General features: G+C 59.5%; 19 protein-coding genes and 1 pseudogene. 9 read left to right on the top strand and 11 right to left on the bottom strand.

Annotated features, from left to right (window positions below; translation table 11 throughout):
• Positions 1-60 precede the first annotated feature (60 nt).
• From AC2FEE_RS00100 to AC2FEE_RS00085, 4 genes are read left to right on the top strand one after another with little or no spacing between them, the layout of a single operon-like run.
• On the top strand, positions 61-699 hold the full coding sequence (locus AC2FEE_RS00100) for a glutathione S-transferase family protein (protein ID WP_496862274.1): 639 nt from the start codon (positions 61-63) through the stop codon (positions 697-699).
• 11 nt (positions 700-710) lie between these two features.
• The gene (locus AC2FEE_RS00095) at positions 711-1922 is read left to right on the top strand and encodes an acetyl-CoA C-acetyltransferase (RefSeq protein ID WP_496862273.1); all 1212 of its coding nucleotides are present in this window, start codon (positions 711-713) and stop codon (positions 1920-1922) included.
• The gene (locus AC2FEE_RS00090) at positions 1922-2410 is read left to right on the top strand and encodes a cupin domain-containing protein (protein WP_496862272.1); all 489 of its coding nucleotides are present in this window, start codon (positions 1922-1924) and stop codon (positions 2408-2410) included. Before AC2FEE_RS00095 ends, AC2FEE_RS00090 begins: the two co-directional genes overlap by 1 nt.
• On the top strand, positions 2403-4604 hold the full coding sequence (locus tag AC2FEE_RS00085; RefSeq protein WP_496862271.1) for a 3-hydroxyacyl-CoA dehydrogenase NAD-binding domain-containing protein: 2202 nt from the start codon (positions 2403-2405) through the stop codon (positions 4602-4604). Before AC2FEE_RS00090 ends, AC2FEE_RS00085 begins: the two co-directional genes overlap by 8 nt.
• Before the next feature lie 64 nt (positions 4605-4668).
• Here AC2FEE_RS00085 and AC2FEE_RS00080 read toward each other — a convergent pair whose 3' ends face one another.
• The 3 genes from AC2FEE_RS00080 to AC2FEE_RS00070 form a co-directional block, all read right to left on the bottom strand.
• Complete coding sequence (locus AC2FEE_RS00080) at positions 4669-5427, bottom strand: Hint domain-containing protein (protein ID WP_496862270.1); 759 nt, start codon at positions 5425-5427, stop codon at positions 4669-4671.
• A 172-nt stretch (positions 5428-5599) separates the two neighbouring features.
• The gene (locus AC2FEE_RS00075) at positions 5600-6262 is read right to left on the bottom strand and encodes a sulfotransferase family 2 domain-containing protein (RefSeq protein ID WP_496862269.1); all 663 of its coding nucleotides are present in this window, start codon (positions 6260-6262) and stop codon (positions 5600-5602) included.
• Positions 6259-7185 carry a DMT family transporter gene (locus AC2FEE_RS00070; protein WP_496862268.1) on the bottom strand — a complete coding sequence of 309 codons (927 nt, stop codon included), beginning with the start codon at positions 7183-7185 and terminating at the stop codon, positions 6259-6261. The genes AC2FEE_RS00075 and AC2FEE_RS00070 overlap by 4 nt, the downstream gene beginning before the upstream one ends.
• A gap of 150 nt (positions 7186-7335) precedes the next feature.
• Between AC2FEE_RS00070 and AC2FEE_RS00065 the strand changes: the two genes are divergently transcribed.
• Complete coding sequence (locus AC2FEE_RS00065) at positions 7336-8352, top strand: hypothetical protein (RefSeq protein ID WP_496862267.1); 1017 nt, start codon at positions 7336-7338, stop codon at positions 8350-8352.
• 6 nt (positions 8353-8358) lie between these two features.
• Here the strand turns inward: AC2FEE_RS00065 and upp are convergent, their stop codons facing one another.
• From upp to AC2FEE_RS00030, 7 genes are all read right to left on the bottom strand, one after another.
• Positions 8359-8991: a uracil phosphoribosyltransferase gene (upp, locus tag AC2FEE_RS00060; protein WP_058274218.1), complete on the bottom strand. Its 633-nt coding sequence runs from the start codon at positions 8989-8991 to the stop codon at positions 8359-8361.
• On the bottom strand, positions 8988-9974 hold the full coding sequence (locus AC2FEE_RS00055; RefSeq protein ID WP_496862266.1) for an adenosine deaminase: 987 nt from the start codon (positions 9972-9974) through the stop codon (positions 8988-8990). The genes upp and AC2FEE_RS00055 overlap by 4 nt, the downstream gene beginning before the upstream one ends.
• Positions 9971-11182 carry a phosphopentomutase gene (locus tag AC2FEE_RS00050; RefSeq protein WP_496862265.1) on the bottom strand — a complete coding sequence of 404 codons (1212 nt, stop codon included), beginning with the start codon at positions 11180-11182 and terminating at the stop codon, positions 9971-9973. The genes AC2FEE_RS00055 and AC2FEE_RS00050 overlap by 4 nt, the downstream gene beginning before the upstream one ends.
• Positions 11179-12486, bottom strand: coding sequence for a thymidine phosphorylase (locus AC2FEE_RS00045; RefSeq protein WP_496862264.1), 1308 nt, complete (start codon positions 12484-12486; stop codon positions 11179-11181). Before AC2FEE_RS00045 ends, AC2FEE_RS00050 begins: the two co-directional genes overlap by 4 nt.
• 4 nt (positions 12487-12490) lie before the next feature.
• The gene (locus AC2FEE_RS00040) at positions 12491-12883 is read right to left on the bottom strand and encodes a cytidine deaminase (protein ID WP_496862263.1); all 393 of its coding nucleotides are present in this window, start codon (positions 12881-12883) and stop codon (positions 12491-12493) included.
• A gap of 89 nt (positions 12884-12972) precedes the next feature.
• On the bottom strand, positions 12973-14070 hold the full coding sequence (locus tag AC2FEE_RS00035) for a cupin domain-containing protein (protein ID WP_496862262.1): 1098 nt from the start codon (positions 14068-14070) through the stop codon (positions 12973-12975).
• A complete protein-coding gene (locus AC2FEE_RS00030; RefSeq protein ID WP_496862261.1) occupies positions 14039-14728 on the bottom strand; it encodes a hypothetical protein in 690 nt (229 codons plus the stop codon). Before AC2FEE_RS00030 ends, AC2FEE_RS00035 begins: the two co-directional genes overlap by 32 nt.
• 180 nt (positions 14729-14908) lie before the next feature.
• On the opposite strand from AC2FEE_RS00030, the gene AC2FEE_RS00025 reads away from it, so the two are divergent.
• From AC2FEE_RS00025 to AC2FEE_RS00015, 3 genes are all read left to right on the top strand, one after another.
• The gene (locus tag AC2FEE_RS00025; protein ID WP_496862260.1) at positions 14909-17182 is read left to right on the top strand and encodes an NADP-dependent malic enzyme; all 2274 of its coding nucleotides are present in this window, start codon (positions 14909-14911) and stop codon (positions 17180-17182) included.
• A 272-nt stretch (positions 17183-17454) separates the two neighbouring features.
• Positions 17455-19344: a propionate-CoA ligase PrpE gene (prpE, locus tag AC2FEE_RS00020; protein WP_496862259.1), complete on the top strand. Its 1890-nt coding sequence runs from the start codon at positions 17455-17457 to the stop codon at positions 19342-19344.
• Between the two features lie 96 nt (positions 19345-19440).
• On the top strand, positions 19441-20880 hold the full coding sequence (locus AC2FEE_RS00015; protein ID WP_496862258.1) for an amidase family protein: 1440 nt from the start codon (positions 19441-19443) through the stop codon (positions 20878-20880).
• Between the two features lie 255 nt (positions 20881-21135).
• Here AC2FEE_RS00015 and AC2FEE_RS00010 read toward each other — a convergent pair whose 3' ends face one another.
• Positions 21136-21897, bottom strand: a complete 762-nt coding sequence (locus tag AC2FEE_RS00010) for an NAD kinase (RefSeq protein ID WP_496862257.1) — start codon at positions 21895-21897, stop codon at positions 21136-21138.
• 167 nt (positions 21898-22064) lie between these two features.
• Between AC2FEE_RS00010 and glyA the strand changes: the two are divergent.
• Positions 22065-22198: pseudogene (gene glyA / locus AC2FEE_RS00005) on the top strand (serine hydroxymethyltransferase); the annotation flags it as partial.

Below are 22198 nucleotides of genomic sequence, written 5' to 3'. Positions count from 1 at the left end.
GGCTTTCTCGAAATACGCTGATTGCGGCACTGCAACATGCGCCTTGGGAGGGGCGATCGCATGACCATAAAACTTCACTGTTTCGGAGAGAGCGGGAACTCGTACAAAGCCGCACTGGCGCTGGAGATGTCCGGGCTGGATTGGGAGCCCGTTTTTGTCGATTTCTTCAACGGTGAAACCCGCACGCCCGAATACCGCGCCGAGGTCAACGAGATGGGTGAAGCCCCTGTCATGATCGACGGCGATTTTCGCACCACACAATCCGGGGCGATCCAAGCCTATGTAACCGAGAAATCGGGCAAGTTCGGCGGCAAGGACCGGGACGAGAATTACGATATTTTCCGCTGGGTGCTGTGGGACAATCACAAGCTCAGCTCGGTGGCAGGGTTGACCCGGTTCCTGATCAATTTCTTGCCCGAAAAGCACCGCAACCCGGATGTCATCGCCTTCAATCAAGGGCGATTGAAGGCGGCCTATGAAACTCTGAACAACCACCTTGAAGGCCGCGATTGGATCATCGGAGACGGCGTGACTAACGCCGATCTCAGCTGCTGCGGCTACCTCTACTACCCAGAACCATTCGGCTTTGACCGCGCCGACTGGCCCCATATCGACGCTTGGCTGTCTCGCCTCAGCGAACAGTCCGGCTGGAAACACCCATATGACCTGATGCCCGGCAAACCGTCGGATCGAGCTTAAGGAGAAGACCCATGACCGAAGCTTACATTTATGATGCCGTGCGCACCCCGCGCGGAAAGGGCCGCAAGGATGGCAGCCTGCACGAGGTAACCTCGGTGCGCCTGTCCGCCCTGACCCTGAACGCGATGAAAGAGCGCAACAACCTCGAAGGCCACGCCGTCGAGGACGTGATCTGGGGCAACGTTACGCAGGTGATGGAGCAAGGCGGCTGTCTGGCACGCTCGGCTGTTCTAGCCTCCGACCTCGACCAGTCGATCCCTGGCCTGGCGATCAACCGGTTCTGTGCCTCGGGCATGGAAGCCGTGAACCTGGCGGCGAACCAGGTCAAAGGCGGCGCAGGCGAAGCCTATATCGCCGGTGGTGTCGAAATGATGGGCCGCGTGGCCATGGGCAGCGACGGTGCAGCGATTGCCGTCGATCCCACGCTTGCGATGGACACCTATTTCGTGCCGCAGGGCATCTCGGCCGACATTATCGCAACCGAGTATGGCTTCAGCCGGGATGACGCCGACGCACTGGCGGTGGAATCCCAGAGACGCGCAGCGGAGGCTTGGGAAGACAACCGGTTCAAAAAATCGGTCATCACCATCAAGGACCAGAACGATCTGACCATTCTGGACCGTGACGAATACATGCGCCCCGGTACCGATATGCAAAGCCTCGGCTCGCTGAACCCGTCCTTCGCGATGATGGGTGAGCAGATGCCCGGCTTCGACAAGGTGGCGATGCTGAAATACCCGCATCTTGAGCGGATCAACCACATCCACCATGCGGGCAACAGCTCGGGCATCGTGGATGGGGCCGCGGCTGTGTTGATCGGTAATAAGGAATTCGGTGAAAAACATGGCCTGAAGCCGCGCGCGCGCATCAAGGCGACCGCCAAGATCGGCACTGACCCGACTATCATGCTGACCGGTCCGGTTCCGGTGACCGAGAAGATCCTCGCCGACAACGGCATGAAGATCAGCGATCTAGACCTGTTCGAAGTGAACGAAGCTTTCGCCTCGGTCGTTCTGCGCTTCCAGCAGGCGTTCGATGTCGATCCGGCACTGGTCAATCCCAACGGCGGCTCGATCGCGATGGGTCACCCACTGGGCGCAACCGGTGCGATGATCATCGGAACGCTGCTGGATGAGCTTGAGCGTCAGGACAAGGAAACCGGTCTGGCCACGCTCTGCATTGCATCCGGTATGGGTGCGGCGACCATTATCGAGCGGGTCTGATGCCCAAGCTGGATCTCTCTCAGATCCCGTTCAAGGGGGGCTCGGCCTATCCCGGCAAATTGGCCGAGGCGACCGTGGGTCGTTTCGTTCAGCGCGTGGGCGATGCGGGCGGGCTGACCCAATACGGGGTCAACATCGTACGGCTTGAACCGCAGGGCATGTCTTCGCTGCGCCACTATCACATGGAACAGGACGAATTTGCCATCATGCTCAGCGGCACCTGTACGTTGATCGATGACGATGGAGAACATGAGATGCAGCCCGGCGATTGCGCCGCTTGGCCTGCAGGTGAAGCCAATGGCCATCACCTTGTGAACAAAACCGATGCGCCTGCGACCTTTTTGGTGGTGGGCACGCGGACCCCGACCGAGACCGGCTATTACAGCGACATAGACATGATGGTGAAGGACGATGAGAGCGGATTCTCCTTCACCCGGAAAGACGGCAGCCCGCTGACGGCTGACCAGATTGGAGATGACAATGACTGATTTCACTCTGAGCAAAGACGCGGACGGCGTCGCCTTCGTTACCTGGGACGCCCAGGGCAAATCCATGAACGTAATGACCCGCGAAGCGTTCGAACTGGTCAGTGCGCTGGTCGACCAGGCGTTGGAAGATGACGAGATCAAGGGTGTCGTCATCACCAGTGGCAAGGAAGGCTCCTTCGCTGGCGGCATGGACCTGAACACACTGGCCACCATTCGGCAAGAAGCAGGTGATGAGCCAGCACAGGCGCTGTTCGACTTCGTCATGGGTGGGCACCACATCCTGCGTAAGCTGGAATTGGCGGGCATGGACCCCAAAACCAAGAAAGGCGGTAAGCCGGTGGCCTGCGCCATCAACGGCACTTGCGCTGGGATCGGGACCGAGATTGCGCTGGCCTGTCACCACCGCGTCATGACCTCGAACCCTAAGGCCAAGATCGGCCTGCCCGAGATCATGCTGGGCATCTTCCCCGGCGGCGGCGGCACCACCCGGTTTAGCCGTATGGTGGGCGCAATGGCGGCAGCCCCTGTCCTGCTGGAAGGCAAGATGATGGACCCGGCCAAGGCCAAAGGCACGCAACTGATCGACGCCGTCGCGGATGATCCGGTGGCTGCAGCGAAAGAGTGGGTTCTGAACGCCAAGGATGCCGATCTGGTCAAGCCTTGGGATGCCAAAGGCTATAAGATGCCCGGCGGCGCACCCTACCACCCCGCTGGCTTCATGACTTTTGTTGGCGCCAACGCGATGGTAAACGGCAAAACCCAAGGTGCCTTCCCGGCGGCCAAAGCCCTGCTAAGCTCGATTTACGAAGGTGCATTGGTCGATTTCGACACCGCCCTGCGGATCGAAGCGCGCTGGTTCACCAATATTCTGATGAATCCTTCTTCGTCGGCGATGATCCGCTCGTTGTTCCTGAACAAAGAAGCGCTGGAAAAAGGTGCTGTCCGTCCCAAGGATGTGCCCGATCAGCGCGTCAAAAAGGTTGGCGTACTGGGTGCAGGCATGATGGGGGCCGGTATCGCGCTGGTTTCGGCGCAGGCCGGAATGGAAGTGGTTCTGGTCGACCGTGATCAGGAAGCCGCTGACAAAGGCAAAGCCTATACCGAAACCTATCTGGACAAGGGTATGAAGCGCGGCAAGGTCACGGCCGAGAAGAAAGAGGCCATGCTGGCCCGCATCACCGCAACCCCGGACCTGGACCATCTGAAGGGCTGCGATCTGATCATCGAAGCCGTGTTCGAAGATCCGGGCGTGAAGGCAGAGATGACCCAAAAGGTCGAGGCGATCATCCCCGAGGACTGCATCTTTGCCTCGAACACCTCGACCTTGCCAATCACCGATCTGGCCAAAGCCTCGGCTCGGCCCGAACAGTTCATCGGCATCCACTTTTTCTCGCCGGTGGAGAAGATGTTCCTGGTCGAGATCATCAAGGGCAAGGAAACCGGGGATCGCGCGGTCGCCAAGGCGCTGGACTATGTCCGCCAGATCAAGAAGACGCCAATCGTGGTCAACGATGCACGGTTCTTCTACGCCAATCGCTGCATCATCCCCTATATCAATGAAGGTGTGCGGATGATCGCCGAGGGTGTGAACCCCGTTCTGATCGACAATGCCGCACGTCAACTGGGCTTCCCCGTCGGTCCGATCCAGTTGACCGATGAAACCTCGATTGATCTGGGGGCCAAGATTGCCCGCGCGACCAAAGCGGCTATGGGCGATGCTTACCCTGAAAGCCCCTCGGACGATCTGATCTTCTGGATGGAGGAACAGGGCCGTCTGGGCCGCAAGGCAAATGCCGGCTTCTTCGACTATGACGATAAGGGCAAGCGTACCGAATACTGGAAAGGCCTGCAGGAGAAATACCCGCATTCCGAGGACCAGCCCGACCTGATCGAAGTGCAGGAACGTCTGATGTTCGCACAGGTTCTGGAAGCGGTCCGCGCGCTGGAAGAAGGCGTTCTGGAAGACATCCGCGAAGGCGACGTTGGCGCGATCCTTGGCTGGGGCTTTGCGCCTTGGTCGGGCGGCCCGCTCAGCTGGCTGGACATCATCGGTACGCCCTACGCGGCCGAGCGCTGCGATCAGCTTACCGAGGCTTATGGCGAACGCTTTGCTTGCCCGCCGCTGCTGCGTGAGATGGCCCAAAAGGGCCAAAGCTTCTATGGTCGGTTCGCCCCGGAAGCCGAAGCCGCCTAAACTAAAACGCTGGCGCATCCCCCAATGCGCCAGCGTCACTTTTCCGTCTCAGATAGCTTCCCGTTCAGATCATCATCACAGGCCGACCCGGCCGCCCGGGCCGACGCGCCCCCCTGGCCGGCCTCACCGGCACAATCGGATGATCAAAAACCGGCGCGGGAACCGAGCCCAGAGAATTTGCCAGAACGCTAATGTCACCACGTCTTGTCGTCAGATAAATCAAATCCGCAGCGGCCTCGCCCGCGACGACCTCATACGAAGCACCACCGGCAAGGTTGATCGATCCAAAGCGACCCGCGGGACAAAAAGCCCGAAATCCACCTTCGATATAGATCACTTCATCCCGATCGAAGAACAGGGTGCTGATGTCGAAATAAGTCGCAGGCACATCCGAGGTTATCCGGAACATGCCGCTCAGCAGTCTGGCTGAAACGACCGGCAGGCTAATGGGCAGTGTTATCGGATCATGACCCAGCTTGGTGTTGTCCAATGCGACGCCCTGTTCGGGCATCAGCCAGACCGGTCGCCCATTATAGGCCGCGTTTGACGGCACTCTGACCGGCATGTTTTCCGCGTTGGCTTCTCCGGGTGGCACCGTGATGCAATCCGACGCAACGCGACTTATCGGCTGGAACCCATTATCCAAAGTTCGAACAAAGTCACCGGCCCGCAACTCTTCGACCAGCTTCCACCCACCCTTTGTCGCAACCTTTGTACCGTGTACCAGCCCACCCCGGCGCGCGTTCAGCGCAACTTGCGGCTCAGCGCTCCCCTGGTATTCGGACCCTTCAACAAAATCTATTACACTCTGTACCTTCAACAAGAACCCACCCACCTATTACACACAAAAACTAAGTATTATGAGTACCACAGGATTAGGTGGCGTGACTTATTTTTGACATATTGTGGCCCAATTTGGGTCATTTCAGGCCCATCAAGCAATTTAAGAATAAACAACAAATAAAATTCGGATGTTATTGGAATCAATCTGGAAACTATCTGCCATTGGCCGGATCAAATGCATACCCGAATCTGGCGATGTCCTCGGCACAGGCTTCGGCAACCGCCGCGGCCGTATGGTCAGTATAGTAGCTGCGGTAATCTGCGCGCCGCCCTGACCGGTTGAGACGGGGCAACGTCACATGGAATCCAAGATGGTCAACCAAGGCGGCCGAGTCCTGTTCGAAATGCTCCAGTCGGATAAAAAAACGGCACTGCTCGACCCCATCGGCGCGAGTCATGTAACGGCGGGCAGGGTTCAGACGGAAAGATTGCCCAATATCGGGATGTTGCACAAACCCATCGAAGGACAACGACTTTGCCAGCGAGACCGCTGCGTGATCAAAACTCTGCTCGCGTAGCCAATGATAGTAACTGACGATCCGGTCCCACGGATTGCGCACCAGAGTGAACACAGTCAGCGCCTGCAGTTCTTCAATCGACAGAACCCCGTCGATATCCGCCAGCGTGGAATGTTTCCACAAACGCCCACCGCCCGTCAGAGCCTTGGTGCGTCTGCGGCGCTTGATGGCCTTGGGCGTGTCTCCGAACAGGATGTCATCCTTCATCGCCCGCTGCTCTAACGTTTGCGCCAGTGATGTACCGCCTGTTTTTGGGATGTGAACGAATACATAGCGGCGCCCGCGTGAGATGATCATGCCGTCTCTCCCAACGCGGCGGCACGCCGTGACCGCCAACCCAGCAGTGCCCCAGCAAGCGCGATCAACCCGATTCCGGCGATCTGCATGACGCCGATCACCTGACCCAGCGCGACCCAGGCGAATAAAGGGCCGAAGATCATCACCGAGTATTCGAACACCGCGACATAGGAGGTCTCACCAATCTGATAGGATTTGATCAGCATGAAGACTGCAATCGTGGACCCAACCGCCTGCACGGCGATCCACGGCAGCGCCGGTTGCATCTCCCACACCATGCCCCGCGTCACGAAACCGTCAGCAAAGGAATGTGGCAGGGTCGAGAACACGGTCAGCCCAATCGCCCCGGCTAGCCCAAGGGTGGCGATCATCGCTGCCAGCAGCGCCACAGTACTTTCCTGCGCGCAATGGCTGCGCGTGATTATGGAGCTGAGTGCATAGAAAAACCCTCCGGCCACCGGCAACAGGGTTTGCGCGTCAAACTCATAGGGGTTGGGCTGCAGCACACACAAGATGCCGGCAAACCCGATTACAACAGCCAGAATGCGCCACGGGCCTATCCTCTGCCCCATCGCAAGTGCCGTAATCAGCAGCACGAAAATCGGCGAGGTGAACAACCCAGCCAACGCCTGCGCTATCGGCATCAGCGCCAGCGATGCAAAATAAAACAACATCGCCAGCGTAATCAGAACGCTGCGCAAGATAACCGGCCCCAGCCGTCGCGGGCGCAGACTGCCCAATCCTAACAGCGACAGTCCACCGATCAGCGGCAACATCAGAAGGGCGCGGCTCAGGTGGAACTGCCACAGGCCAATCGTTTCAGCCAACAGGATCACCACGTTGTCGATCACTCCGATGATCGACATGGCGCCAACCATCAGGGCCGAGGCCAAAACTGGTGAGGTCTGACTGTCCGCCTGCATTCATAGCCCCGGTTACAAAGTGTTGTGCAGCGGCGTGGTTTGCCGTGCATCATGCTATCCAGCACATTTCACAATCCGCGCGCAACAGGTTTGCGCCCCTGGATTTTATCATGCTAAGCTAAGTCAAAATAATCACGAGCATATCTCACCTTGAAGACGGCACTAAAACAGTACCAGCGGATCGAAGCCACCGGTCTGTGGCGTCCCTCGCCCGATGTGCAACGGCGAGAGGTTGTGGTGTCACTGGGTGAGGCCACGCTGACCATCTCGGATTTCAATGAACAAGCTCTGACGCATTGGTCTCTGGCCGCGTTGGAACGGCAGAATCCGGGTGTGTTCCCCGCGATATTCAACCCCGATGGCGACCGGGACGAAACGCTGGAACTGGCAGAATCCGAAACCACGATGATCGAGGCCATTGATCGCTTGCAACGGGCCATCGACCGGGCGCGACCCCATCCGGGACGCTTGCGCTGGCTTAGCGTGGCGGGAGTGCTGGCCGCCGTGACTGCGCTGTTGCTGTTGTGGATGCCGTCGGCTTTGCAAAACCACGTCGTCGCGGTCGTGCCCGAGATCAAACGTCAGGATATCGGCAACGCGATTCTACAACGGATCGAGCGGGTGTCAGGGCGGGCCTGCACGTCTGAGGACGCAGAGGCTGCGCTGGATCAGTTGGCCGCGCGAACCGGGGTTCGAAAGGTCATCATTCTGCCCGCCGGGGTGCAAACCAGCCTCAGCCTGCCGGGCGGCATCATTCTGCTGAACCGGGCTCTGGTCGAGGACCACGAAGACCCATCGGTCGCTGCAGGCTATATCATAGCGGAACGCGCCCGGGGCCAAGCTCACGACCCTCTGGACGAGTTGCTGGACCGTACCGGTGTTACAACCGCCTTTCGCCTGCTGACGAGCGGTGAACTGACGCCCGAGATCGTCGACGATTACACCGAACAGGTGCTGGCCGATCCTCGTCCGACCCTGCCGGATGACGATCTTCTGGCCGTGTTCGCGCAGGCCGCGCTTCCGTCGACACCTTATGCCTATGCGATTGACGTCACCGGTGAGACGGTGCTGGGCCTGATCGAGGCCGACCCGATGGCGGGTCGCCCCCTGCAACAGGTTCTGCCGGACCGTGATTGGGTCCGGCTTCAGAATATCTGCGGAGAATAAGTGACCTTACTTGGTGCCGAACATCCGGTCGCCCGCGTCGCCCAGACCGGGCATGATGTAGCCCTTCGAATTCAGCTCGCGGTCCAGTGACGCGGTGACGATATTCACATCCGGATGTGCTTCTTTCATACGCGCGACACCTTCGGGCGCGGCCAGCAGGCAGAGGAAACGGATATCGGTGGCTCCGGCCTCTTTCAGCAGATCGATTGCCGCAGCCGAGCTGTTGCCGGTGGCCAACATCGGATCGACAGCAATGACCAGGCGGTCCTTCAGCCCCTCAGGCGCTTTAAAGTAGTACTGCACCGGCTTCAGGGTCTCTTCATCGCGATACAAGCCAACAAACCCAACGCGTGCGGATGGGACCAACTCCAGCACTCCGTCCAGCATGCCGTTTCCAGCACGTAAGATCGACACCAGCGCCAATTTCTTGCCAGCCAGAATGGGGGCGTCCATCTCCTCCATCGGGGTTTCGATGTGGCGGGTTGTCAGCTTCAATTCACGCGTGACCTCATATGCCAGCAGCAACGTGATTTCACGCAGCAACTGCCGAAAGACAGCGGTCGAGGTGCCCTTGTCCCGCATGAGCGTCAGTTTGTGCTGGACCAGCGGATGGTCAACGACGGTCAGGTGTTCGCTCATGTTCTCTCCAGTCTTTTCTTGACCCGCGCTCGGGTATTTTCATCGCAGAAGGCCGCGTTCAGGGCCGTATCGTTCAGAGCAGCAAAATCTTCGACATCCCAGCCGAAGGCTTGACTCAACATTTCATATTCGCGCCGCATGGTGGTGTGGAAAAACGGCGGGTCGTCGGTTGAGATTGTGACGGCGACCCTGTGGTCGCGCAACCGTGCAATCGGGTGCGCCGCGAAATCGGGAAACAGACCCAGAACCACATTAGAGCCCGGACACACCTCGAGCGTGATTTCACGATCGACCAGTTCGCGGACCAGGTCAGGATCTTCGATGGCGCGGACGCCATGGCCCACACGTTCCACACCCAGATCGCGCACCGCGTCGCGCACGCTTTCCGGCCCGCCGAATTCACCGGCATGGGTGGTCAGGCACAACCCGGCCTCGCGGGCGCAGTCGAAGGCCCATTTGTAGTCACCTTGCACTCCGACGGATTCGTTGCCCCCCATACCGAAGCCGGTGATCCAGTCTCCGGCCGTCTCGGCGGCACAATGGGCGCTGTGTTTTGCCCGTTCCGGTCCGAAATGGCGGACACAGGTCACAACGCCGCGAAGGGTGATATCAAACTTGCGCTCGGCCTCATCCGCCGCGTCCTGAATGGCGTTCAGATAGTCGCGCCAGGCTTGCAGGTCTCCGCCGCCACAGAAATCAGGGCTTAGGAAAGTCTCAGAGTAAACCACACCATTGGCGGCGCTTTCCTCGAGGATCGCTAACGTCAGGCGACGGAAATCCTCGGGCGATTTCAGCACCTCGCAGGCGGCCTCGTAGACGCTTAGGAAATGGGCAAAATCGCGGAAGTCATAGCTACCGTCTGGCTTGAAAATCCCGCTCAGGTCGATGCGCTTTTCGTGCGCCAACTGACGGATAAAGGCGGGCGGGGCCGCGCCTTCGTGGTGCAGGTGCAACTCGATTTTAGGCAGGTCAGCGACGGTCATAGAAAGCTCTTCCCCGGTCCTTGCGCCGGAATGTCCAGATAGTGCGCGATGCTGGCGGCGACGTCGGCGAATTCGACCGCGCCGATCTGCCCAGTGCCGCGTCCGGCGATCAGCACCGGCACTTGTTCGCGCGTGTGGTCGGTGCCGATCCAGCTGGGATCATTGCCGTGATCGGCAGTCAGCAGCATCAGGTCACCGGGACGCAAGCGCGACAGGATCGCACCGATCTCATGGTCGAACCACTCCAGCGCGCGGGCGTATCCGCTGATGTCACGGCGATGGCCGTAGAGGCTGTCGAACTCGACGAAATTGGCGAAGGTCAGGCTGCCCTCTTCGGCCTCATCCACCAGATCGGACAGGTGACCCATCAGTTCGGCATCCGAACCCTTGCGCAGCGTATCGATCCCCTGCATCGAGAAGATGTCGCCAATCTTGCCTACCGCATGAACACGCCGTCCGGCATCCTGCACCCAGTTGGTCAGGACCGGCGCAGGCGGCAAGATGGCAAAGTCCTTGCGATTAGTGGTGCGGGTGAAGCCCTGTTCTGGCGAGCCCACAAAGGGCCGCGCAATGACCCGCCCCACCTTCATCTCATGCAGACGCGGCGCCAGCGCCTTGCACATGTCCAGTAGACGGGCGAGACCAAAGCTCTCTTCATGCGCGGCGATCTGGAACACGCTGTCAGCCGAGGTGTAGCAAATCGGCCAATCGGTCCGCATATGTTCGGCCCCCAGTTCGGCGATGATGGCGGTGCCCGAGGCGTGGCAGTCGCCCAGAATACCCTCGGTCCCGGCAGCCTCAGCGGCAGCTCGGCTTAGGTCAGGGGGAAAAGATGGCGTGGTGTCCGGGAAATAGTGCCAGTCCCACGGCACCGGCAAACCCGCCAGTTCCCAATGGCCCGAAGGCGTGTCCTTGCCCCGCGAATGCTCGCGCGCGCAACCCCAGATGCCCGTTGGCGCGGCCTTCAACCCCGGTGTTTTCGCGCCCGAGGCCAAACGTGTGGCAGCGCCCAGACCCAGCGCATCCAGATAGGGCAAATGCAATAGCCCCGAACGCCCATCCTCGGCGCGCCCCTCAGCGCAGGCCTGCGCTATATGGGCCAGAGTATTGGCGCCGGTATCGGGCGTTTCGCCATTAAAGAAACTGCCCGCATCCGGCGCACCGCCGATGCCGACAGAATCCATCACCACAAGAAAAGCGCGGGTCACGGTGTGATCCTTTCGTGAACAAGCGTCAACATCGCCCCTGCGTCCGGGCCTATCGTTATGGCGTTTCTCACTGCATCAGCCGCTTGCCGGGCGGCGTCTTCACGGGAAGCGTGGACCACCGCCAATGGCGCGCCCTTTTCGATCCGGTCACCCAACCGGACAATGCCCGACAGGCCAACCGCCGGGTCGATCACGTCATCCTCGACCTGCCGACCACCGCCCAGCGCGACCACAGCCAGGCCCAGCGCCTCGCCATCCATTGCAGTGATATAGCCGCTGGTTTCGGCGGGAACCTCAAGGATCACACTGGCTTCGGGTAGATAGCGAGACCAATTATCAACAAACTGCAACGGCCCGCCCACGGCAGCCATCATGCGGCCAAACCGCTCGGCCGCGCGGCCATCGCGGATGATGTCGGTGATCTTGTCACGCCCTTCATCAGCGGTTGCGAACATACCCGCATCGGCCAGCAGCATCCCGCCCAATTCGGCCGAGATTTCGGCCAGTGGTTCGTAATGCGCCTTGGTCAGAACGTTCATCACCTCGGCCACTTCCAGCGCGTTGCCCAACGCCGGGGCAAGAGGTTGATGCATATCGGTGATCACCGCCGATGTTCGGCACCCCGCTGCGTTGGCCGTTTCCGTCAGGGCCTGCGCCAAACTTCGGGCATCCTCCAAGGTCTTCATGAACGCGCCAGAGCCAACCTTGACGTCCAGCACCAGCGCATCGGGGCTGGCGGCCAGTTTCTTGGACAAGATCGACGCGGTGATCAGATCCAGGCTTTCCACCGTCGCCGTCACATCGCGGATCGCATAAAGCCGCTTGTCCGCGGGGGCAATCTGTCCTGTCGCGCCGACAATAGCCGCTCCAGTGTCGCGCAATATCTGGGTCAGACGTTCCCGCCCAATCTGAGTACTGACGCCCGGAATGGATTCCAGTTTGTCCAGCGTGCCGCCGGTGTGACCCAACCCACGGCCCGAGATCATCGGAACATAGGCACCTAGTTCAGCCAACGCGGGAGCCAGTACCAGTGAAACGCTGTCACCGACGCCTCCGGTCGAGTGTTTGTCGATCACCGGGCCATCAAAATCCCAACTGAGTACATCGCCGCTGTCGCGCATGGCCACCGTCAGGTCAGCACGCCCCCGCGCACCCAGCCCGCCCATACAAACGGCCATGGCAAAGGCCCCGGCCTGCGCATCGCTGACGCCGCCATCGGCCAGACCTTGCGCGAACCATATCAGCTCCTCACCGGTGGGCACCTGCCCCCGGCGCAGCTTTGCGATGATCGAACGGGCGTCCATGGCCTCAGACGTCCTCCATATGCGAAGCGTCGAACGCCCCCGGTAGAAGGTCTCCAATCGTGGTTTCGAGCTCAGCCCCGCCGACGGTGGCCAACGTCACCTTGACGTCACGCTTGCCAAATTCAGCCAGTTTCTGACGGCATCCTCCGCAGGGCGGCACTGGTTGCTGGGAAGACGCGACCACGTAAACTTCGGTCAATGTCTGCTCTCCTGCGGCAACCATGGCGGCGATGGCCCCGGCCTCCGCGCAGGTGCCTTCAGGATAGGCCACGTTTTCAACGTTGCAGCCGAAATAAACAGCGCCTGAAGTCGACCGGATCGCCGCGCCGACTTTGAAGTTGGAATAGGGTGCGTATGCCTTTTCCCGGACGGACAGTGCGGCGTCTTTCAAAGTCATGGCGATTCCCCAATTTTTGATCATCTGGTCAGAAAGGCATACCCTAAATGAAACCGCCCGGGGAGTTGAAGCCCCGGATAGAAGATTCCTTATCCCAAAGCGGTATTGAACTGACCCGGCAGCGTGACCTCGAGCAGTTCAATATCGTCCGAGGGGGCAGCCAACCGAGTTGGCATACCGGGCGGGATGACAAAAGCATCCCCCTGTTCAAGCCGAAAGGGATCGCGGCCTTCGCCTTCCAGCGTGACTTCCCCATTCATGACGAACGTAAAGTGGATATCCGTGTCATGGGTAGCCCAGACCGGATCGCCCTGCCCTTTGCGCACGACCTGCACCCCTGCAACGCCCTTGGTATTCTCTGCAATCGTCGTGTCGCGGCACTTATAGCCCGGCAAGCGGAACGGAACCCACTCGGCCCCTTCGGCCTGATTGAAAACGAACCGCTGGCCCTGCCACTCCCGATCGGGGCGGTACTGAGGTGTGGGAAGTTCCATCTCATGATCGATCTCGGTGACATGTTCGGCCGGAACGCCGATCTCAATCACCTGCACATTGTCGGATGCTTCGAGCACACGGTGGCGGATCTCCGGCGGCTGGATAAAGCAGTCGCCCGCCATCAGGCGCATCTTTTCGCCCTGGTCTTCGTAAACCACGTCGACCCAGCCATGGATGCAGAAGATCAGCTGAAACCCGACTTTGTGGAAATGCACCATATCGGGAACAGGGCCACCGTCGGGAATACGAATATGGCTGGCGATGATCGACCCACCCAGCCGATCCGGCACCAGATCGCGGTAGTGCATCCCGGCCCGACCAATGATCCAAGGCGCCTGATCCTTGAGCCTGCGCACTACGAAAGAATGGACCGTTTCCGGCATGATCAGAGGCGGGTTCAAATCGTCAATCTCTACTCGGGTACCGTTAGGGGCCACAAGACTGCGCTGACCACCGGCGAAGTCGTCGGGGCTGTCCGTCAGAATACGCAGCGTTCCGGGTGGTTCGGGCGCATCCTTCTCGACCCGCAGGCGCAAACCGTGACCAGAGAACACAGCAATCCGCGGATCATCAGCGGGATAGATCATATCCATCCGCATCCCCAGAACCCTGGTATAAAACGGGATATCGTCGCGCAATTCCTGCGTTGACAGGCGGATTTCAGCTTGGGTCTGACTGTGCGGTTTGGTCATTTGTGGTCTCATCGGCCTTGGCTTTCGGCCATCCGATCAGAACAGCAGCCAAAATGCCAATCGAAAAGAACATCTCAAGCGTTTCTTCCAGCACGAACAGACGGGTCGCCATGACGGTCGTCATTTCGGTGCCGATGGCACTGCTGACCTCTTCCAACCCCTGCGCAATAACGGCACACATACCGGCCAGAAAGAACACCAGTAGAAACGGCGCCCGTTCCTTCAACGCCCGCCAAGCGTTCGGCACCCCATGCCAGACGACCCCGCCCAGCACGATTACCGCCAGCACCACTCGCACCACCGTTATATCCAGCAGGACATCCAGACCGTGCAGAATAAAATAGGGCGTGCTGTCCACGGCGTAAATATCGGCCTCAAGCTCTCGTTCCGCCAGCAACAGCAAAACCACGCCGATATACAGGCGGCTTATCCCGCGATACCGGTAGAGCGCTATCAATCCGGCGGCAAGCAAAGCCGCAGCCGAGCCGGTTTCGATCAGACCGCCCTCTTGGTTGAACACCGCCGCCTGCATCGGCCACAGCGAGATGGCACACAGGATCACAATACCCAGTACAATGGCTGCGCTGAACGTAGTACCAAATCTGCCTTTTTTCGACGAGAGGGCCACAGCCGTCTCGACGTCTTTCTGATAGCTCATGCCGGTTTTCTCGATGCAATTGGGGGTGGGTTCGAAAGTTGCGGGAACTTAAATGTTTTGCAGCAGAAATCAAGCACAGCGGCAAAACAGCCCGCTCCGAGTTCTTAAGTGACGCAGCGTAGCCAATCCGGAAAAATTAGTTTAAGGCTAAATCAAATTTCAAAAGGGAGTTGAATCTCGATGTCGGATACACCCAATTTGCGGCAGGCCTCACTTGAATATCACGCCCATCCGAAGCCCGGGAAGCTGGAAATCAAGGCGACCAAGCCGATGGCAAACGGTCGTGATCTGGCGCGTGCTTATTCACCGGGTGTCGCCGAGGCCAGCCTTGAGATCAAAGCGGATGCATCAAATGCGGAACGCTATACCGCGCGCGGCAATTTGGTGGCGGTTGTTTCGAACGGGACGGCGGTTCTGGGGCTGGGCGACATTGGCGCACTTGCCTCGAAACCGGTGATGGAGGGCAAGGCGGTTCTGTTCAAGAAATTCGCTGGCATCGACTGTTTCGATATCGAGGTCGATCAGCCCGATCCGGAAAAGCTGGCCGATATCGTCTGCGCGCTGGAACCGACCTTTGGCGCGATCAACCTGGAAGACATCAAGGCCCCCGACTGCTTTATCGTCGAAAAGCTGTGTCGAGAGCGGATGAATATTCCGGTCTTTCACGATGATCAGCACGGTACCGCCATCGTGGTGGGCGCGGCCGCCAAGAACGCGCTGCACGTGGCCGGAAAGAAGTTTGAGGACATCAAGGTCGTCTCAACTGGTGGCGGCGCGGCGGGAATCGCCTGCTTGAGCATGCTGGTAAAACTGGGCGTCAAGCGCGAGAACATCTGGCTGTGCGACATTCACGGGCTGGTCTACGAGGGTCGCGCCGAGGATATGAACCCGCACAAGGATCAGTTCGCGCAGAAATCCGACCTGAGGACACTGGATGACGTGATTGGCGATGCCGACCTGTTCCTTGGCCTCAGCGGTCCTAATGTGCTCAAACCCGAGATGGTCGAGAAAATGGCCAAGCGCCCGATCATTTTCGCGCTGGCCAACCCGTCGCCTGAAATCATGCCGGATGCGGCGCGTGAGGTTGCGCCGGACGCGATCATCGCCACTGGACGCAGCGACTTTCCCAATCAGGTCAACAACGTGCTGTGCTTCCCCTTTATCTTCCGGGGTGCACTGGATGTGGGGGCGACCGAAATCAACGACGAAATGCAGATCGCTTGTGTGGACGGCATCGCCGAGATGGCCCGCGCCACCACCAGCGCCGAAGCCGCCGCGGCCTACAAAGGCGAACAACTGACCTTCGGTCCGGATTACCTGATCCCGAAACCCTTTGACCCGCGGCTGGTGGGCGTCGTGTCCTCTTCCGTAGCCAAGGCGGCGATGGATAGCGGCGTCGCCAAGCGCCCGATCGACGATATCGAGGCTTACAAGGAACGCCTGAATCAGACTGTGTTCAAATCCGCTCTGCTGATGCGCCCGGTATTCGAGGCCGCTGCAGTCGCCTCGCGCCGGATCGTCTTTGCCGAGGGCGAAGATGAACGTGTCCTTCGCGCCGCCCAGGCTATTCTGGAGGAAACCACGGAAACGCCCATCCTGATCGGCCGTCCTGATGTCATCAACGCTCGCTGCGAGCGGCTGGGCCTGACGGTCCGCCCTGGCGAGGATTTTCAGATCGTGAACCCGCAGGACGACCCCCGGTATTATGACTATTGGAACTCGTACCACGAGATCATGCAGCGCCGAGGCGTGACGCCCGATCTGGCCAAGGCGATCATGCGCACGAACAATACCGCGATTGCCGCCATCATGGTGCATCGGGGAGAGGCGGACAGTATGATCTGCGGCACATTCGGTGAGTACCGTTGGCATCTGAACTACGTGCAACAGGTTCTGGCCGATGGCGACCTGCGCCCCCATGGCGCGCTGTCCCTGATGATCCTGGAAGATGGCCCCCTGTTCATCGCCGACACCCACGTGCGGCAATTGCCGACGCCCGAAGAACTGGCCGAATCCACAATCGGAGCCGCGCGCCACGTGCGCCGTTTCGGGATCGAACCCAAGATAGCGTTCTGCTCGCAATCGCAATTCGGCAATCAGGCCGAAGGGTCGGGCAAACGTCTGCGCGCTGCGCTGGAGATACTCGATTCCGAACTGCGCGACTTTGTTTATGAAGGTGAGATGAACCTCGATCTGGCATTGGACCCGGAACTACGGTCGCGGATTTTCCCGAACTCGCGCCTGACCGGCACAGCGAATGTTCTGATCTTTGCCCATGCGGATGCGGCCAGCGGCGTACGCAATATCCTGAAGATGAAGGCCGACGGTCTGGAGGTTGGGCCGATCCTGATGGGGATGGGCAACAAGGCACATATCGTGACACCATCTATCACGGCCCGCGGATTGCTGAACATGGCCGCCATTGCCGGAACCCCGGTGGCACATTACGGCTAACGCCCGAACAGATGCTCGGGTGCCCGCGGCGGCATCCGAGCACAAGCTGAGTGCCAGTGATTCTTTGCACGTATAGATTTGCAGGTTTGCAAAAACCCTCACTTGTTACGCGCAACTTTGCTCTATCAAATTACTTTGCAAAACTTTGCAGGCGTTTTTAGAGCATTCTGCAAATATTTTGCGGTAAAGTGACGCCCCGTTACCCCCCTCGCTTGTGCGCGTACCCCTGCCCACCTTACACACTGCACAAGGGATTTAAGGAGGAGACCATCGTGGCATATCAGGACGTTTACGAAAGCTGGAATTCCGATCCAGAGGCATTCTGGATGGAGGCCGCAAAAGGGATAGATTGGGTTCAACCTCCGACCAGGGCACTGTTTGACGACAACGCCCCGCTGTATGAATGGTTCTGCGACGCCAAGGTCAACACCTGCTGGAACGCGGTGGACCGCCACGTCGAAAACGGCCGCGGAGAGCAGACGGCCATCATCTATGACAGCCCAATCACCCACACCAAGCGCGAGATTTCCTATGTCGAACTGCGCAACCGTGTCGCAAATCTGGCAGGGGCGCTACGGGCCAAGGGCATAGAAAAGGGTGATCGGGTCATCATCTATATGCCGATGATCCCCGAAGCGCTTGAGGCGATGCTGGCCTGCGCCCGTCTTGGTGCCGTTCATTCGGTTGTATTCGGCGGGTTTGCCAGTAACGAACTGGCCGTCCGCATTGACGACGCCAAGCCCAAGGCGATCATCGCCGCATCGTGCGGGATGGAACCGGGCCGCGTGGTGCATTACAAGCCCCTGCTGGACGGTGCCATCGAGATGGCCAGCCACAAGCCCGATTTCTGCGTGATCTTCCAGCGTGAACAGGAAGTGGCGCATCTGGTCGAGGGGCGTGACTATAACTGGCACGGTTTCCAATACGGTGTTGAACCGGCAGAATGTGTCCCGGTAGACGGCAATGATCCAGCTTACATCCTGTACACCTCGGGCACCACTGGCGCGCCTAAGGGTGTCGTGCGTCCGACCGCGGGCCATCTGGTGGCGCTGAACTGGACGATGAAGAACATCTATGATGTCGATCCCGGCGATGTGTTCTGGGCGGCGTCGGATGTGGGCTGGGTCGTGGGGCATTCCTACATCTGCTATGCCCCGCTGATCCACGGCAACACCACCATTGTCTTTGAAGGCAAGCCGGTCGGCACCCCCGATGCGGGCACGTTCTGGCGGGTGATTTCCGAACACAAGGTCAAAAGCTTCTTCACCGCCCCCACCGCCATCCGCGCCGTAAAGCGCGAAGATCCGAAGGGCGAGATGCTGGCAAAATACGATCTGTCCAGCCTGCGTGCCCTGTTCCTGGCGGGCGAACGTGCCGACCCTGATACAATCGAATGGGCCCAAGACGCGCTGAATGTGCCGGTGATCGACCACTGGTGGCAGACCGAAACCGGCTGGGCCATTGCGGGCAACCCGCTGGGGATCGAGGAACTGCCGATCAAGCTGGGCTCTCCGGCCAAGCCGATGCCGGGTTATGATGTGCAGATCCTCGACGAAGGCGGCCACCCGATGAAGCCCGGTGAGCTGGGTGCGATCGCGGTCAAACTGCCGCTGCCGCCGGGTACCCTGCCTACGCTGTGGAATGCGGAAGAGCGATTCCAGAGCTCGTACCTGAACCACTTCCCCGGTTACTACGAAACCGGCGATGCGGGGATGATTGACGAGGACGGATACCTCTACATCATGGCGCGCACCGATGACGTGATCAACGTCGCGGGCCATCGCCTGTCCACTGGCGGGATGGAAGAAGTTCTGGCCGCCCACCCCGACGTGGCCGAATGTGCGGTGATCGGCGTGACCGATCAGCTCAAAGGGCAGATGCCCGTTGGCTTCCTGTGCCTGAACGCGGGCTGCGATCGCGAACATGGTGAGGTCGTGCAGGACGTGGTCAAGCTGGTCCGCGATAAGATCGGCCCGGTTGCAGCTTTCAAGAAGGCCGTCGTGGTGGACCGCCTGCCCAAGACCCGGTCGGGCAAAATCCTGCGCGGGACGATGGTATCGATTGCGGACAATCAGGACTACAAGATGCCCGCCACCATCGACGATCCGGCCATTCTGGATGAAATCACCGTAGCGCTGAAATCCATCGGTTACGCCCAGTAAACATGCTGCGGGCGGTCTCTGGCCGCCCGCGCCTCGCGCCTTTCCCTTGCAACCGGGACCTAGGCCTCTACTGTCTGACCAAGACAATGAGGCCGCATGACACATTCCGATATCTGGCGATTGAGTGCCACCGAGCTGAGCACCCTCACCCGCAACGGTGACCTGAGCGCCGAAGACGCAGTGCGCGCGTCCATTGATCGAATGCATCAGTTCAACCCGGACCTGAACGCAGTGGTCGACGATCTGAGCACAGAGGCGCTGGAGCGGGCGCGCGGGCTTGATCAGGCACGGGCGAAGGGAACACCAACCGGACCGCTGCATGGCGTGCCGGTGACTATAAAGATCAACGTCGATCAAAAGGGGCATGCAACGTCGAACGGTGTCGTGGCCTTGAAAGACGTGATTGCCCCCGATGACGCTCCGGTCGTGCGAAACTTGCAAAACGCCGGGGCGGTGGTGATCGGGCGAACCAATACGCCCGAGTTTTCGTTTCGCGCCGACACCGACAACCCGCTGCACGGGCGCACGCACAATCCGTGGGGGCGGCATATCTCACCCGGCGGCTCTTCGGGCGGTGCCGGTGCAGCCGTAATGGCCGGGATTGGCGCACTGGCGCATGGCAATGATATTGGTGGCAGCCTGCGCTTTCCGGCGGCCGCCAACGGTGCAGTCACGGTAAAGCCCGGTCTTGGTCGCGTACCAGCTTGGAATCCCAGCCAACAGGCCGAGCGCGGAATTCTGGCGCAATCTATGTCCGTGCAAGGACTAATCACACGCTGCGCCGCCGATCTTCACCTGTCGATGCCCAGCCTGATCGCAGCCGACCCGCGCGATCCGTTCCACGTGCCGATGCCTTGGCGCGGAGAAATGCCGGACGGCCCCATCAAGGTCGCCTTTACCAAGGAGACCTTTGGCTATGTCTTGCACCCCGAGGTCGACAAGGCATTGGACATGGCGCGCGATGCTCTGATCGATGCGGGCTATCAAGTCGAAGAGATCAGCGCACCCGATGTGTTCGATTGTGGCCGAACGGGATACCGCACGCTGATGGGCGAGGTTCTGTCCATGTTGAAAGGCGATATCGAGGCTGCGGGCTCCCAGACCATTCGCGATATCTTCGACGTCTATTTCCAGGAATTCCCGCCTATCATCGGCACCGATCTGGTTCGGATGCTGGCTAAACGCACACACTATGCGCGGGAGTGGTCTCTATTCATGCAGGACTATCCTTTGATCCTGTCTCCTTTCCTGCCGCAACCATTTTTCAAACCCGACCGAGATACCGAAGGCGTCGAAGGCGTACACGAGGTTCTGGGCTGCGCCGTGTATTCCTATGCGATGAACTTTCTGGGCTTGCCGGCCGCCAGCGTTCCCGCACGCCTGGCCGATCTGCCGCAAGGACCTCAGCCGATTAACGTCCAAATCGCCGCCCAACGCTGGCGCGAGGACATGGCAGTGGACGCCGCCGCTGCGATCGAGGCGCGCGTGGGTCAAATGTGCCTGCCGCTGTGGGATAAGATGGAAGCGGCCAAATAGGCCGAACCAACAAAATAGACCCCGGGTTTTTGTGCCCGGGGTCCTCTTGCTTAAATAAACCCAGAGATCGGTCAACGAGCGTAGCACCACCTACCCTCGCCGGCGCGAAAACTGCGCAATCATTCGACAACGCCGCTTGGTGGCCACTCACTCCCACCTAGGCGTGTTCTCTGGGCATGTTTAGGTTAGCAAAAGATGAATCAAACGCCTGTGAACTGGGTCACATAAGCCGCTAAAAGCCCAGATTCCGACAGGTCAGGTGAACTGTTCCGAGATCAGGCGCTCTTCCAGCCCATGCCCCGGGTCGAACAAGATGCGATGCTGGATAGAGGGTTCTGAACGAATCTCAACCCAATCGATATCTGCGAATGAAACCGAATCCGCATCAGCCATGACCGGGCGCTTGTCGGCATCCAGCACGTCAAATCGAACCTTTGCGATTTTGGGTAAAAGCGCCCCGCGCCACCGTCGGGGACGGAACGCGGCAATCGCTGTCAAAGCCAGCACATCGGACCCGATTGGCAGAATCGGCCCGTGTGCCGAATAGTTATAAGCCGTTGATCCGGCAGGCGTAGACAGCAAAGCACCGTCACAGACAAGCTCAGACATCCGCACCCGCCCATCGACGCTGATCTTCAGCCGCGCAGCTTGAGGGCCAGCCCGCAGCAGCGACACCTCGTTGATGGCCAACGCCTCATGCAGTTTGCCGGACTGATCCATGGCTCGCATTGCCAGAGGGTTGATGACCTCTTCTTCCGCATCAGCCAGGCGCTCCATCAGGTCGGCTTCGTGGAATTCATTCATCAGGAACCCGATGGTGCCCCGGTTCATACCATATACGGGCGTATCAAGATGCTGCATGTTGTGCAGCGTGTGCAACATGAACCCGTCGCCACCCAAGGCAACGACCACATCCGCATCCCGGGGGGCCGCATTGCCATACAGTTTCACAAGGCCGTCCCGCGCGGTTTGCGCCACTTTGGCGTCACTGGCGAGAAAGGCGATTCTCTTTGTCATCTTTTCCGGTTTCCGGTCTTACACATTTGGTTCCGAAACAAACATACCTTTCCCCGATAGGCCAGTCTTGACGCCACAGCGGGCCAAATCGTCGCTTTACAGCTTTTGGATATGCACCGTTTCCGATAGGAAATCCGCAAGATTTACCCCAGCAATCTGGAGCCCCCATGAACGCCAATCTTCGTGATACCGGTTTTTTCACCCAGTCCCTCGCCGACCGTGACCCTGAGCTGTTTGGCTCGATCACATCCGAGCTTGGCCGTCAGCGCGACGAGATCGAGCTGATCGCGTCCGAGAACAT

The organism is Ruegeria sp. YTSC199, from assembly GCF_059609725.1.
This window is presented reverse-complemented; position numbering and strand designations above follow the sequence as displayed.

What these genes read in the sequence shown, in the direction of transcription:
- AC2FEE_RS00100 (WP_496862274.1), top strand. Translation starts at nt 61, where the DNA reads ATGACCATAAAACTTCACTGTTTCGGAGAGAGCGGGAACTCGTACAAA.
- AC2FEE_RS00095 (WP_496862273.1), top strand. Translation starts at nt 711, where the DNA reads ATGACCGAAGCTTACATTTATGATGCCGTGCGCACCCCGCGCGGAAAG.
- AC2FEE_RS00090 (WP_496862272.1), top strand. Translation starts at nt 1,922, where the DNA reads ATGCCCAAGCTGGATCTCTCTCAGATCCCGTTCAAGGGGGGCTCGGCC.
- AC2FEE_RS00085 (WP_496862271.1), top strand. Translation starts at nt 2,403, where the DNA reads ATGACTGATTTCACTCTGAGCAAAGACGCGGACGGCGTCGCCTTCGTT.
- AC2FEE_RS00075 (WP_496862269.1), bottom strand. Translation starts at nt 6,262, where the DNA reads ATGATCATCTCACGCGGGCGCCGCTATGTATTCGTTCACATCCCAAAA.
- AC2FEE_RS00070 (WP_496862268.1), bottom strand. Translation starts at nt 7,185, where the DNA reads ATGCAGGCGGACAGTCAGACCTCACCAGTTTTGGCCTCGGCCCTGATG.
- upp (WP_058274218.1), bottom strand. Translation starts at nt 8,991, where the DNA reads ATGAGCGAACACCTGACCGTCGTTGACCATCCGCTGGTCCAGCACAAA.
- AC2FEE_RS00055 (WP_496862266.1), bottom strand. Translation starts at nt 9,974, where the DNA reads ATGACCGTCGCTGACCTGCCTAAAATCGAGTTGCACCTGCACCACGAA.
- AC2FEE_RS00045 (WP_496862264.1), bottom strand. Translation starts at nt 12,486, where the DNA reads ATGGACGCCCGTTCGATCATCGCAAAGCTGCGCCGGGGGCAGGTGCCC.
- AC2FEE_RS00040 (WP_496862263.1), bottom strand. Translation starts at nt 12,883, where the DNA reads ATGACTTTGAAAGACGCCGCACTGTCCGTCCGGGAAAAGGCATACGCA.
- AC2FEE_RS00035 (WP_496862262.1), bottom strand. Translation starts at nt 14,070, where the DNA reads ATGACCAAACCGCACAGTCAGACCCAAGCTGAAATCCGCCTGTCAACG.
- AC2FEE_RS00030 (WP_496862261.1), bottom strand. Translation starts at nt 14,728, where the DNA reads ATGAGCTATCAGAAAGACGTCGAGACGGCTGTGGCCCTCTCGTCGAAA.
- AC2FEE_RS00025 (WP_496862260.1), top strand. Translation starts at nt 14,909, where the DNA reads ATGTCGGATACACCCAATTTGCGGCAGGCCTCACTTGAATATCACGCC.
- AC2FEE_RS00015 (WP_496862258.1), top strand. Translation starts at nt 19,441, where the DNA reads ATGACACATTCCGATATCTGGCGATTGAGTGCCACCGAGCTGAGCACC.
- AC2FEE_RS00010 (WP_496862257.1), bottom strand. Translation starts at nt 21,897, where the DNA reads ATGACAAAGAGAATCGCCTTTCTCGCCAGTGACGCCAAAGTGGCGCAA.